Raw genomic sequence first — 12,530 nt, forward strand, 5'->3', positions numbered from 1 at the left:
GGCATTTCCACCATCCCCTCTTGGCAGGACAGCAGCCAGAGTCCAAGGTCCCAGCATCGGTTCACCCGGCACGGGCGCGCCTGTGCCGGGTAAACCGGCCCACCCCTTCGATGGCCGCGCAGCCTGCCAGGCCAACCCCGACCGCGAGGGCCAGCAGGCCCGGGGGAGGCCAATCCACCCGGAAGAAATGCCGGGTCAGGGGCACACTGAACAGGAGGACCAGGCCCGCGTACATACCGGCCAGGATCAGGACCTTGGTGCCGTTGAGCGGCCGGGACGCCATCACCAGGATCCACGCAGCCAACAGACCCAAGGTTACGGTGGCTGCGGACTGCGCGTTCTCCCGGGTGTGCCCGCCGAAGCCTGTGGCGAGTGCACTGACGGCCAAAACGCACACGGCGGTGCAGAGTCCCGCCGGCACGGCAAAGGCCAGGGAACGGCGGAGGAACCCGGGGGCATAGCGCTCGCCTCCCGGCTGCAGGGCCAGGAAGAAGGCCGGCAGGCCGATGGTCAAGCCGTCGAGTGCGGACAACTGCCGTGGCAGGAACGGGAAGGCCAGCAGCAGGATGCCGCACACCACGGAGATGACCGTGGCGTAAACGGTCTTGCTGAGGAATACCAAGGAAACCCGCTCGATATTGCTGATCGCCCGGCGCCCCTCATCCACCACCGCGGGCAGCCTTTCGAAGCGGCCGTCAAGGAGAACCAGCCGGGCCACCGCCTTGGTGGCCGGCGAGGCCGAGTCCATGGCGATGCCCAGGTCCGCCTCTTTCAGTGCCAGGACGTCGTTTACGCCGTCGCCGGTCATGGCCACCGTGTGCCCGCGCCGCTTCAGGGCCCTGACCAGATCCCGCTTTTGGGACGGCGTGACGCTGCCAAAGAGGCTCTGCGAGTCCACTATGTCCTCCAGTTGGGCCGGATCCCCGGGAAGGAGGCGTGCGTCGTACGCGGCCCCGTTGCCGAAGCCAACTCCCCGTGCCAGGGCCGCCACCGTCCGGGGGTCGTCACCGGAGATGATCTTCACGGTGACGCCTTGCCGTCGGAAGTAGTCCAGTGTCGCGGCGGCGTCCGCCCGGATTCTTTCGTGGAAAGTTATCAGCAGCACCGGCTCCAGTGTCGTGGGGAGACCCGTCTCGCCCGCATCCGGCGGCAGGATGCCCGGAAGGTAGGCCAAGGCCAGCGTCCGAAGGCCGGTGGAGGCCAGGGCGGCGGCCTCCCTGTGTGCCGCCGCGCAACCAGGGGAGCCTCCGAGGACGGCGTCCGGCGCCCCGAGGATCCACGTGCCGGCCGCGCCGGATTCCGGCCCCACAGTGACAGAACTCCATTTCCGGGCGGACGAGAAGGGGATGGCGGACAGTTCCGCCAGCGGCGGGGCCGCGGGAAAAGCCGCACCAATGGCCGCTGCAGTGCTGCCGCCTTCCGATTGGGCCCCGAACCACTCCAGCACCGGCTGCCAGCGTGCTGCCCGGAAGGCCCCCTGAGCGTGGACGGCGTCGAACACCATGGAGCCTGAGGACAGCGTGCCCGTCTTGTCGAGGCACAGGACATCCACCCTCGCCAGCACTTCCACGGCCGCCAGCTCCTGGATCAGGACCTTTTGGCGTGCCAGCCGGAGGCCTCCAACGGCGAATGCCACGCTGGTCATCAGCAGCAGGCCGAGGGGGATCATCGCCATGATCCCGGCCACAGCCCCCACCACGGCGGGGATCCACCGCCCCGAGCCGAAGGCACCCGTCCACCCGCCCCGGTCCTGCATCTGCGCGTTTACCAGCAGCAACGCAGTGGGCAGCAGCAACCATGTGATGACGACGAAGACCTTCCCCAGGCCCCTGCGGATCTCCGACGTGACCAGCGAGAACCGGCGTGCCTCCGCCGCGAGGCGGTACGCGAACGTATCCGGCCCCACCCTGAGCACGGTGGCCCGGCCGCTGCCCGCCAGGATCAGCGACCCGGAGAGCAGCACGGCGCCGCCCATCTTGGGAACCGGCTCGGATTCGCCGGTCAACAAGGATTCGTCCACCTCCAGTGAGGCTCCGCCCAGCAGCAGGAGGTCAGCCGTGACCTGGTCGCCGCCGGCCAGGACAACGGTGTCGTCGGGGACCAGCCCCGCCGACGGGATCCGTTCCCGTGCGCCGTTTCTTATCACCGTGTTCGTCGCCGCCTGCGTGATGGCCAACCGGTCGAGCGAACGCTTGGCCCGGTACTCCTGGACTATCCCGATCAACGAGTTGCTGATGGCCGACAACCCAAAGAGGGCGTCACGCCACTGGCCCAGGACGAACAGCAGGATGAAACAGCCGCCCACAACGGCGTTGAAAAGCGTCAACACGTTCGCCTGGATGATCGCCCGGACCGTTCGGCTGGTGGCCGTGGGCACGCTGTTGATCCGGCCGGCAGCGGTCCGCTCCTGGACTTCACCGGTGGTCAGCCCCTCACGGGCACGGCGGGCCTCCACATCGGGGGCGGAGGCCCCGGCTTTCCCGGCGGCCGGCATGGCATGCTCCACCAAGCGGGCGCGCTCAATCGCCGTGCTGCGGTACGTGCATCCGCGTGATGATGGTGGGGCATGGCGGCTGTGCCAGCACCGCGTGCACCGTGGAGCCCAGCAACAGCCGCTCGAAGCCGCCCTTGCCGCGGCTGCCCAGCACCAGCAGGCGCGCCCCGGAGGCGGCCCGGACCAGGGCAGCCGCGGGCTCCACGACGGTTTCCATCACCGTGTGCACGGTGAGGTCAGGGTAGTCCTGCCGCAGGCCTGCCTCCGTTTCGGCCAGGACAATCTGCTCCTCCTCGAGCACATGGGTGGCAAAACTGCTTGAGGGCAGTCCCGCCGCGATCCAACGGTTGGGCCCGGTGAACGCGTAGAGGACCGTCAGCTCCTCGCCCAGCATGTCGGCCTCGGCGGCAGCGTAGGCCACCGCCTGCGTTGACTCCTCGGAACCGTCCACCCCCACGAACACGCCGCGGCCGGCCTCTTGCCCCCCGCCGATGACCGCAACCGGACATTCGGCCGTTGCAGCAGCCTGGAGGGCACGGTCTGTCAGTGCGCCACGTGAGTGGCCGCTGGTACCCAGGACAAGCATTGCGGCCTCTTTCGAGTATGCGCCCAGCGCCGAGCCCACCCCTCCTTCGAGGAGTTTCAGCGAAAGGCTCAGCCCCGGGTAGGCGGCACTGACCTTCTCGCCGGCCTCCTTGAGCAGGCCCAGGCCTGATTCACGCAACACCTCAAAGTAGGGCAGTACTTCGGAGGCCATCCACCGGTCATCGACCACGGTGACGACGGCGAGGGGAGCCTTGAGCCTGTCGGCCCGTGCGGCGGCCCACATCAGGGCGGCGTCGGACGCCGGTGTGTTGGTGATGCCGACGGCGATTGGCTTGGCAGGTGCCATGGGGGCCATCCTTTGGAGTGTTGTGGCGTTGGATGGGGCGAGGTCGAAAGTCGGGTTCCTGGCCGCTGCGAGCTTCAGTCCGCTGCCGGCTCCCGGGGCGGCCACCAGTGCGTAGGTGCCGCGATGACGAACCTCCGGCCGCTGATGTCGTGGGGCGTAACCCGGATCAGGGTGTTCTTCTGGCCCGGTTGCCACGGTGAGAGTCCGGCATCCATGGCGTCCTGGGTCTCCTCGGCATCGGAAACCACTGTGGCGTGCCCCTTGAGGATGACACTCCACGCGATGGTTCCGTACTGGTTCATGCCGTCCGCCTCAACAGCCACGGCCTTGCCGTCGAAGGAGGAGAGTTTTGTTGCCCCACCCGTCCGCATCAGCAGGGTTCCGTTGGTGGTGACAAAGTTCATGGGAAAGTTCTCGACCGAGTCGCCGTCCGTGAACGCGATCCTGCAAACGGATGTGGAATGAAGGAGTTTCCAACAATCGTGGACACCGAGTTCCTTGATTTCCGGATCTTCCCCTGCTGTGTTCATGGCCGTAGCCTAGGTCCGCGATCATTCGGCCGGTAGGGGAAAAGGTCCCGCCGGTACAGGGGGCTGGCGGCGGTGAGCCGGACTCAGCGTCACCGGCAGGGACTGCCTGCCGTTGACGCGGCCCCTAGACTACTCCCAGAGGATGTCTTCGAACACTTGATTCGCGCTACGGGCCTGCTGCCTTGCGGGCTTTTGCCGCCGGAGGTGGGACGTGAGCACTGAGCAGCCGTGGCGCTCCCCAATGCGGGACCAGATGGAAGACCTGCTGCGGGATTTCACAGCCAGGGGCGATGAGCTGCTGGATACCCGCGAGCGGATCAACGGCCTCTTGGCGGCCGTCATAGCCGTCGCGGAAGACCTGAGCCTTGAAGCGGTCCTGGACCGGCTGGTGCGGTCTGCCTGCGCCCTGGTGGGTGCCGGCTACGGGGCGCTTGGTGTCATTGGCGAGGACCGTCGGCTCAGCCACTTCATCACGGTGGGAATTGATGAGGCGGGCATCCGTTCCATCGGAGACCTGCCCACCGGGCACGGTGTCCTCGGGCTCCTGATCCGCGAACCCAAGCCGCTGCGCCTTCATGACCTCGGCCAGCACCCCATAGCGTCGGGTTTTCCACCCAACCATCCGCCGATGAGGACATTCCTTGGTGTGCCGGTCCGCGTCCGGGACGAGGTATTCGGAAACCTGTACCTGACCGAAAAGCAGGGCGGCGTTGATTTCACGCAGGAAGACGAAGACCTCGCAGTGGCCTTGGCGGCCGCAGCCGGGGTCGCGATCCAGAACGCCCGCCTCTTTGAAGACAGCAGCCGCCGCCAGAAATGGCTGGAGGCCGGCATGGAACTGAGCAGCCGACTGATCATGGAGCCCCATGCAGGGGATGCGGAAAGCCTGGATATCGTGGCCGGGACCGCCCTCAAGGCAGCCGACGCCTCGGTGGCCTTCATCGGAGTTCCGGCCGGCGACGGCGTGATCCGGTGCCGGTCGTGCCTTGGCGTGCAAAGCATCAAGGCAGGGCAGGAACTGGTGGTTTCCAGTGCAGTAACCGGAGTCTTCGCAACCGGCGAATCTTTCGTGGCTCCGGAGCCACGCCAGCTCTTTGAGCACGCGATTGTCGAAACGCTGGGGCCTGTCCTTGTCTGCCAACTGGGGCACGGCAACAGCGGCAACGGGGTGCTTGTCCTGGCCCGTGCCCACGGAGCTGCCGCTTTTACCCAGGCTGACGCCGAATCCAGTTCGATCTTTGGGAGCAGGATCGGCTTGGCCCTGGACCTGGCACGCGTGAGTGCCCTGCGCGAGCAGGACCTGCTCCTGACGGATCGGGAACGGATTGCCCGCGACCTGCACGACCTTGTCATCCAGCGGTTGTTTGCTGCCGGCCTGAGCATCCAAAGCCTGCGACGCTTCACTACAGACCCCGTGGCCCATGACCGAATTGCTGCGGTCACCAAGGAACTTGATGACACCATCCGCAAGCTGCGGGACACCATTTACTCGCTTCGCACGGCAGATGTGGAACGGGAACCCCTCACCGGCCGGATCCTCCGGGTTGTCCGGGAAAGCTCGCGCAGCTACGGGCTGATTCCCAAGGTGTCGCTCGACGGTCCGGTGGATTCGGTCAGGGAAGATTTGGCTGCCCAACTGCTGCCCGTGCTCTCCGAAGCGCTCAGTAACGCGTTGCGGCACTCCGGTGCCGAGGAGATCCAGGTCAGCCTCACCGTTTCCGGCGATGACGTCCAGCTGTGCATTAAGGACAACGGCCATGGATTCAGCGGACCCGCCACGGAAAGCGGGCTTGCCAACATGCGCTACCGCGCCGGGCTTCTTGGCGGCCGCTGCGACATCGACAGCATCCCCGGCGAGGGCACGTCAGTGAAATGGGTTGCCCGCCTGTCCTGAGTGCGCGTCGGCCGGCGGCGCGGCACCTCTGTTGGGGGTACCCGGTCAGGCGCCGTCCGCACTGTTCCGGGTGACGTAGACGGCGGCCTGCGTCCGCCGTTCAAAACCGAGCTTGGCCAGGATGGACGAGACGTAGTTCTTGACCGTCTTTTCCGCCAGGAACAGTTCATCGCCAATCTGCCTGTTGGTCAGGCCTTGGCCGATCAGGGCGAGCACTTTCTTTTCCTGGGTGCTCAGCCCGTCCAGGCGGGGGTCCGTGGGGGCTGTGGAAAGGCCCGCGATGATCCGTTGCTCAACGCCCGGTTCAAACAGGGACTCGCCCGCCGCCGCCCTCCGGATGCCGGCCAAGAGGTCATCGCTCCTGATCTGCTTCAGGATGTACCCGGATGCGCCGGCGAGGACGGCGCCGCGAAGGGCCTGCTCGTCGTCGTAACTTGTGAGGATCAGGCAACGCAGGCGTGGATCAAGGGACCTGACATCACGGCACACCTCAATTCCGGTCCCGTCGGGAAGGCGCCCGTCAAGGACGGCAATGTCGGGGTGCAGGGCCGGGATACGGCGGGTGGCCTCGGCCGCCGAGCCGCTTTCGCCAACCACCACGAAACCCTCGCCCTCAAGGAGGTCCTTCAGGCCCTGCCGGACTAGTTCATGATCGTCAAGGATGAACACCCGGACCGGCCCGGAGGACCCGGTGGCTTCACTGCCGGCAGTTCCATGCATGTGCACCCACGCTCCCAAACGCTTGCAGGACCAAACCGCACCTGTGCGGGCAGCTCCCCGGAGCGGCCACACCCCATTCTTACCCGCAACCGGCCCCGCCGGAAGGGACCAAAGTCCGCCGCGCCGGTGCTGCCGCTGCGGGGTGCACCGTCCGGACCGTGGAGCTGCTGTATGCCGCATGACTTTTGGCCCTGGTCCGGCGACCGGCTCCGGTCCACGCTTGGTCCGAAGGGCAACGGGAGGAAATGTGGCAACAGCAGGGAACCAAGGGCCGTCCGCGGCACCTGAACGGCGCCCCAGGATCATCGTCGCAGTTGATGGTTCCGACGCGTCCGTCGCGGCGCTGCGCGTGGCGCGGGCGGTGGCTGAACCCCTGGGGGCTCCGGTTGAAGCATGGGCGTGCTGGGATGTCCCGGCCGGTTACGGGATTTACCTGGCCGTAGGCATTGAGGGTTTCAAGTATGCCGCCGAGCAGGTGCTGGGCCAGGCGATCCGGGACGCATTCGGACAGGCGCCGCCCTTTGTGCACCCCCGGGTGGTCCGCGGGAAGCCCGGCCCCGTTCTCCTGGACGCGAGCCGCACCGCATCGCTCCTGATCGTGGGACGGCGGGGCCACGGCAGCTTTGTCCTTGGCTCGGTCAGTTCAACCCTTGTCAGCCATGCCCACTGCCCGGTACTCGTGGTCCACGCCGCGGAAACCGGTGCCGCGGAAGAAGTTGCGCTGACCGACGCGACGGCACAGCCCTGAAGCGCTCCTGAAGCCCTGCACCGCCGACCCGCTTGAACGTCGACCCGCCTGGTCCGATGCCGCCCGGGACGCTTGGCCCCGCACAGCCGGGACGCCGGCGTCGTCCTGCTATTCGCTGGTGGTGCCTTCCATCCGGGTGGCGTGCGGGGCTGCCTTCCGCGGCGACCAATGCAGATCTTTGATGGCCCAGTACCCGGCACCGTTCATCACCGTGAAGCCGGCAATACCAACGACAGGGGCGTGGGCCACCAGGCCAAGCAGGAGGATGCAGACCCCGGCCGCGAAGAGCACCACTGCGCGCCGGAAGCTTGTCCGGCGGGACAAGGCGAAGGCGTCGTGGTTCAGCAGTACGGCGAGCCTGGGGTCGTCTTGCTCCAGGCCGTGCCCGATCAGTTCGAGTTCCCTTTTCTCGAATTCGGAAAGAGGCATCGTGGGCTCTCCGTGTCCGTTTCCTGCGGACCTTGGCTCAGGTGCCCGGGTGGCCGCGCAGGACGGCCAGCCTGTTCTGGTACTCCGCAACGTCGATCTCCCCGCGGGCGAAACGCTCCGCCAGCAGGTCTTCCGCCATCCGCGGAGACGGAGGCTGTGGATTGTGCGGGGAGGGGGCCCGCAATGATCGGGCCAGCAGCACAATGCCGGTGATGATCGCTCCCCAGACCACCAGCATGCTGATGCTCATCAGGGCATAGCCCCACAGGCCCATGCCGTCGTTCCAGCCGTACACTTCCCCGACCTCCGATTCACAGAAGGCCGCCGCCAACCGGCTGCCTTCCCTTCCAGTATTGGATTGCGGGGTGGGCGCAGGCAGAGCCATTAGTCCCGTTCCGGCCGGCACCGGAGCCCTGCGCCGGCAGATCCGCCGCCGCTCGTGAGCCAGCGGGAAAACGATCTAGAAACCCTGCCGGCGCAGGCGCTTGTCGACGGCGACCGCCAAGGATGCGAGCATGGCCAGGCCGAGGATCCGCAGCCAGGCATCCAGTCCGATGGGGGCGGTATGGAAGAGTTCGTTCATGAGGGGAACGTAGGTGAGGGCCACCTGTCCGGCGGACTGGAGGCCCACCCCGAGGAGGAGCCAGCGGTTGCCGAATGGCCTGATCCGCCAGGCCGGCCGGGTAAGGGACCGGCAGCTGAAGAGGTAGGAGACCTCAACGGCCACGAAGAGATTCACGGCGGACGTCCGGGCCTGGGCAACGGATGCGCCGACGGTGAGCTCGTGGCCAAAGAGCCACCAGGTGCCCGCGACCAGGAGCGCTGAGACGAGCATGACGCGCACGGTGAGGGCCCAGGTCAGGAGCGGACGGTCCGGTGCCCTCGGCGGCCGGGTCATCAGTCCGGGCTCTTTCGGTTCGAAGGCGAGCATCAGCCCAAGGGCAACGGCCGTGGTCATGTTTATCCAGAGGATCTGGGTAGGGAGGATGGGGAGCGTCCCGCCCGCCAGGATGGCCGCCAGGATCACCAGCCCCTCTGCCATGTTGGTTGGCAGGGTCCAGACCATGAACTTGACCAGGTTGTCGAAAACGTTCCGTCCTTCTTCAACGGCAGCCTCAATGGTGGCAAAGTCGTCATCCGTCAGGACAATGTCCGAGGCTTCCTTGGCCACCTCGGTTCCGGTGCGCCCCATGGATATGCCAACATTGGCCTGCCGGAGGGCGGGCGCATCGTTGACGCCGTCCCCGGTCATGGCCGCCACATGGCCCCGGGACTGGAGGGCCTGAATAAGGCGGAGCTTCTGTTCCGGGGAAACCCGGGCGAACACCGTGGCGCGTTCCACCGCATCCGGCAGCCGGTCGGCTGGAATGGTGTCCAGCTCCGCGCCGGTGAGCGCTGCTCCGGGTTCTGGACCGTTGGTCAGCCCTACCGCCGCGGCGACAGTCAGGGCGGTCCGGACGTGGTCGCCGGTGATCATCTTGACGGCCACCCCGGCGCGTCGGCACGCCAGGACTGACGATGCCGCCGCTTCACGCGGCGGATCGTGCATTGCCTGGAGCCCGGTCAGGGTCATGCGTCCTTCCAACTTCGTGCCGTCAAGGGCTCCGGTAGCCGCGGGGAGGCGCATCATGGCCGTTGCCAGCACACGCAGTCCACCGTCGGCGAGCGCATGTGCAGCATTGACCACGGCCTGCCTGCGGAGCGGCCTGGCGCCGCCTTGTGCGTCCATCTCGCCACCGCAGAGTTCAAGGACACGTTCCACGGCACCTTTGACAAACACGAACCCGGTACCGTCCGGATGGGCGGAGCGATGCATCGTGGCCATGAACTGACGCTCAGGAGTAAAGGCCAGTTCGGCGTGCCGCGGCCAGCCGGCGAGGAACTCCGCAAGCGAGATGCCTCCCTTCCCGGCGGCCACCAGCATCGCGGCCTCGGTGGGATCTCCGCGCACCTGCCAGGTTGCTCCCTCGCGGCGGACACCGGCGTCATTGCAGGCTGCCCCGGCCAGGAGGCACCACCGCAGTGCCTCGTCCCGGATCCCGTCGCGCCCCAGGGACACCGGCGGCTGCGCTGTGCCGCCGGTGTGGATGGTGCTTGGGGGAATGATGTGTCCCTCCGGGCTGTAGCCGGTGCCTGTCACGCCATACCTGCCGGCAGGGGTCCAGAGGACTCGGACGGTCATCTGGTTTTCGGTGAAGGTTCCTGTTTTGTCCGAACAGATCACGGTGACACTGCCGATCGTCTCCACAACCGGAAGCCGGCGGACCACGGCACGGCGCCTCGCCATCCGGCGAACGCCGATGGCAAGGGTCACCGTGACAGCGGCTGGCAGGCCTTCGGGGATGGCCCCAACGGCAAGGGCGACCGCTGCGGTGAACATTTCTTCGGGCGGTTCACCGCGCGCCACGCCGGCAAGGAAAGCCACGCCCGCCAGTGCAAGGATGGCCGCGGTAAGCGTTGTGCTGAACCGTGCCAGCTTGCGCGTAAGGGGCGTGGCCTCGGGCCGGATGTCGCCGATGAGCCGGTGGATTTCGCCGAGTTCGGTTTCGCCGCCGATAGCGACGACGATCCCTGCCCCGGTTCCGGCAGTCACCAACGTGCCGCTGTACAGCATGTTCCGCCGGTCTGCCACGGGTGTGGACCGGGGGAGCACCACCTGGTCCTTGGCAACCGGTTCGGATTCGCCGCTCAGGGCGGATTCATCCACCCGCATCGCTGAAAGGCGGACCAGGCGCAGGTCGGCGGGGACCCTGTCACCCGCTTCCAGCAGCACCAGGTCTCCGGGCACCAGGTCTTCGGAGGGAACGCTCAACCTTTCGCCGCGCCGCACGACTGCCGCATTGGTGCGAACCATGGAGTGGAGGGCATCGAGGGCCGCGTCGGCCCGAACCTCCTGGATGAAACCGATGAGCGTATTGACCAGAACCACGGCGAGGATCACCCCGGCGTCCAGGAACCCGCGAAGGAACGCGGTCACCGCGGCGGACGCCAGCAGGACGTAAACCAGCGGGTTGTTGAACTGGCGCCCGAGTTTGCCGGCAATACCCCCGCGCCGTGGCCGGGGAAGCATGTTCGCGCCGAACTGCGCCCGCCGGCGGACCACCTCGGCCGGGTCCAGGCCTATGGCGGTGTCCGTGCCAAACAGCAGCACCACTTCGTGGACGGGCAGTCCATGGTGGGCCGGGCCCGGGGTGCCTGCCGGGGTGGTCCCTGCCGGCGTCTTGTTGCCCATGATGGTGGTGCGGCCGGAGGCTAGCGCGCCAGCAGGGCATCGAGAGTGACAAAACCGTAGCCAGCGGCCCTGATGCGGTCGATGACCCGGGGGAGGGCGTCCGCGTCGAGCGTGGTGCCGTCGTCGGGATTTGAACCGATGTGCATCAGGACGATCTCCCCGGGCTGCAGCCCGGCCTGGACACGGTCGGCCACCGACTGGACGCTGGCGCCGCCACTGGTTCCTTTCCACCCCAAAGTGTCCACCGTCCATCGAACAGCCACATATCCCAGGGCGTTGACGGCCGCGATGGTCCGCGCATCACGGTCCCCGTAGGGGAACCGGAACAGGGGCCTGGGGTCGGCGCCCGCGGCCAGGATGGCCTGTTCTGCACTTCGCACCTCGTTGACGATGGCGTCCCCTGCCAGCCCGGTGAACCCTGGATGCGTCATGGAATGGTTTGCCACCCGGTGCCCGGCTGCGGCAATCTGTGCCACTCCCTGCGGGTTGCTGGCAGCCCAGTTTCCGGTCAGGAAGAAAGTGCCGGCAACGCCCTTGGCCGCGAGGGTGGACAGGATTCCAGCCAGCCCTGCCGCGTTGGCTCCGGCATCGAAGGTGAGTGCGACGTTGGGGCCTGCCCCGGGAACGACTGTGAGGTCCTGGCCGCGGAGGGCTTCGGGAAACTCCGGGAGCGGGGGAGCCGGGGGTGCCGGGGGTGCCGGGGGTGCCACCGGTTCATCCGGTACCTCGGAGGGCCCGGCCGGCGGGATCGTGGCTGGAGGTTCCACCGGTGTCCCGCCCGCTTCGGGCGTGTCCGTTTCTGCCGGCGGCGCAGTGCCGGGGGCAGCATCCGCGCTGGCGGATGCGGACCGGATGGGTTGGGTTGCGGTCGGGGCGTCAGACGGCCCCGACGGGGTGGGCAGGGGCGGGCCGGCCGCCGGTGCCGGGCGAAACAGGGCCAGGGCGACGGCGAGGACCACCAACGCGCCGGCGATCGCCAGGGCGAGCGTCCGTCGTCGTACGTCATCCGCCGGCACTTGCCTCACCCGCCCGGCACGCCGGTGGCTGTTGGCGTCGTCGCCGTCGCCGTCAGGAGGCCTTGGAATCGGCGGTGCTGGCCTCCGGGGTGTGAACCACCAGGACCGGGCAGTGGGCATGGGCGACGACGGCGGAGCTCACCGAGCCCAGGAGCAGGCCGCCGAACCCGCCGTGCCCGCGGCGCCCCACCACGACCATGTCAGCCTCGCGGCTGGCGTCGATCAGCGCCTCCCGCGGATGGCTCCGGACCAGCGTGGCGGTGACGTTCGACGGCGTGTCGGCGCCGAAGGCCTGCGTCACGGCGCCGTCGAGGACTGCTTTAGCGCCTTCCTCGAAGCCTTCCACGCCCATCATCACGTAGCCGGTATACACCTGGGGGTAGTCCCAGCAGGCTACCGCCTGGACTTTGGCGCCCAACGGGACGGCCATCCGCTGGGCCTGGCGGAGGGCTTCAACGGACGCCTCCGATCCGTCGACGCCCACCACGATGTTGGTTATCGGTGCCCCGGCAACGCTCATGTCTGCTCCTCAATCGGACCCGGCTGGTCACGCCCATCATCGTTCGCCCCGGCGG

The 12,530-nt window shown here is 67.6% G+C and carries 11 protein-coding genes; 2 read left to right on the forward strand and 9 right to left on the reverse strand.

All coding sequences use genetic code 11. The features are described from left to right. Window positions 1-61: 61 nt before the first annotated feature. From DC347_RS03875 to DC347_RS03885, 3 genes are all read right to left on the reverse strand, one after another. Entirely contained in the window at window positions 62-2,494 is a 2,433-nt protein-coding gene (locus DC347_RS03875; protein WP_109044688.1) for an HAD-IC family P-type ATPase, read from the reverse strand. A gap of 25 nt (window positions 2,495-2,519) precedes the next feature. After that, window positions 2,520-3,386 (reverse strand): universal stress protein, encoded by an 867-nt coding sequence (locus DC347_RS03880; RefSeq protein ID WP_109044689.1) that lies wholly within the window; start codon window positions 3,384-3,386, stop codon window positions 2,520-2,522. A gap of 74 nt (window positions 3,387-3,460) precedes the next feature. Further along, window positions 3,461-3,916, reverse strand: a complete 456-nt coding sequence (locus DC347_RS03885) for a pyridoxamine 5'-phosphate oxidase family protein (RefSeq protein ID WP_109044504.1) — start codon at window positions 3,914-3,916, stop codon at window positions 3,461-3,463. Between the two features lie 241 nt (window positions 3,917-4,157). Between DC347_RS03885 and DC347_RS03890 the strand changes: the two genes are divergently transcribed. Then, window positions 4,158-5,810, forward strand: coding sequence for a GAF domain-containing protein (locus DC347_RS03890; RefSeq protein ID WP_109044505.1), 1,653 nt, complete (start codon window positions 4,158-4,160; stop codon window positions 5,808-5,810). 45 nt (window positions 5,811-5,855) lie between these two features. Here the strand turns inward: DC347_RS03890 and DC347_RS03895 are convergent, their stop codons facing one another. Then, window positions 5,856-6,530 carry a response regulator transcription factor gene (locus DC347_RS03895; RefSeq protein ID WP_109044690.1) on the reverse strand — a complete coding sequence of 225 codons (675 nt, stop codon included), beginning with the start codon at window positions 6,528-6,530 and terminating at the stop codon, window positions 5,856-5,858. A 247-nt stretch (window positions 6,531-6,777) separates the two neighbouring features. On the opposite strand from DC347_RS03895, the gene DC347_RS03900 reads away from it, so the two are divergent. Next, entirely contained in the window at window positions 6,778-7,278 is a 501-nt protein-coding gene (locus tag DC347_RS03900; protein WP_018761495.1) for a universal stress protein, read from the forward strand. 108 nt (window positions 7,279-7,386) lie between these two features. Here the strand turns inward: DC347_RS03900 and DC347_RS03905 are convergent, their stop codons facing one another. The 5 genes from DC347_RS03905 to DC347_RS03925 form a co-directional block, all read right to left on the reverse strand. Then, window positions 7,387-7,707 (reverse strand): DUF3040 domain-containing protein, encoded by a 321-nt coding sequence (locus DC347_RS03905; RefSeq protein WP_018761494.1) that lies wholly within the window; start codon window positions 7,705-7,707, stop codon window positions 7,387-7,389. A 37-nt stretch (window positions 7,708-7,744) separates the two neighbouring features. Next, window positions 7,745-8,002, reverse strand: a complete 258-nt coding sequence (locus DC347_RS03910; protein WP_206073878.1) for an SHOCT domain-containing protein — start codon at window positions 8,000-8,002, stop codon at window positions 7,745-7,747. 165 nt (window positions 8,003-8,167) lie between these two features. Next, entirely contained in the window at window positions 8,168-10,939 is a 2,772-nt protein-coding gene (locus DC347_RS03915; RefSeq protein WP_109044507.1) for an HAD-IC family P-type ATPase, read from the reverse strand. A gap of 20 nt (window positions 10,940-10,959) precedes the next feature. Continuing rightward, window positions 10,960-11,955 carry a polysaccharide deacetylase family protein gene (locus DC347_RS03920; RefSeq protein WP_109044508.1) on the reverse strand — a complete coding sequence of 332 codons (996 nt, stop codon included), beginning with the start codon at window positions 11,953-11,955 and terminating at the stop codon, window positions 10,960-10,962. Window positions 11,956-12,007: 52 nt separating this feature from the next. Continuing rightward, the gene (locus DC347_RS03925; RefSeq protein WP_018761490.1) at window positions 12,008-12,475 is read right to left on the reverse strand and encodes a universal stress protein; all 468 of its coding nucleotides are present in this window, start codon (window positions 12,473-12,475) and stop codon (window positions 12,008-12,010) included. Window positions 12,476-12,530: the final 55 nt, after the last annotated feature.

Origin of the sequence: Pseudarthrobacter sp. AG30 (genome assembly GCF_003116525.1) — a bacterium.
Taxonomy (GTDB): Bacteria; Actinomycetota; Actinomycetes; order Actinomycetales; family Micrococcaceae; genus Arthrobacter.

Excerpts from the sequence above, each read along its gene's own strand:
- DC347_RS03925 (WP_018761490.1), bottom strand. The coding sequence starts at position 12,475 with ATGAGCGTTGCCGGGGCACCGATAACCAACATCGTGGTGGGCGTCGAC.
- DC347_RS03895 (WP_109044690.1), bottom strand. The coding sequence starts at position 6,530 with ATGCATGGAACTGCCGGCAGTGAAGCCACCGGGTCCTCCGGGCCGGTC.
- DC347_RS03880 (WP_109044689.1), bottom strand. The coding sequence starts at position 3,386 with ATGGCACCTGCCAAGCCAATCGCCGTCGGCATCACCAACACACCGGCG.
- DC347_RS03915 (WP_109044507.1), bottom strand. The coding sequence starts at position 10,939 with ATGGGCAACAAGACGCCGGCAGGGACCACCCCGGCAGGCACCCCGGGC.
- DC347_RS03885 (WP_109044504.1), bottom strand. The coding sequence starts at position 3,916 with ATGAACACAGCAGGGGAAGATCCGGAAATCAAGGAACTCGGTGTCCAC.
- DC347_RS03875 (WP_109044688.1), bottom strand. The coding sequence starts at position 2,494 with ATGCCGGCCGCCGGGAAAGCCGGGGCCTCCGCCCCCGATGTGGAGGCC.
- DC347_RS03890 (WP_109044505.1), top strand. The coding sequence starts at position 4,158 with ATGCGGGACCAGATGGAAGACCTGCTGCGGGATTTCACAGCCAGGGGC.
- DC347_RS03905 (WP_018761494.1), bottom strand. The coding sequence starts at position 7,707 with ATGCCTCTTTCCGAATTCGAGAAAAGGGAACTCGAACTGATCGGGCAC.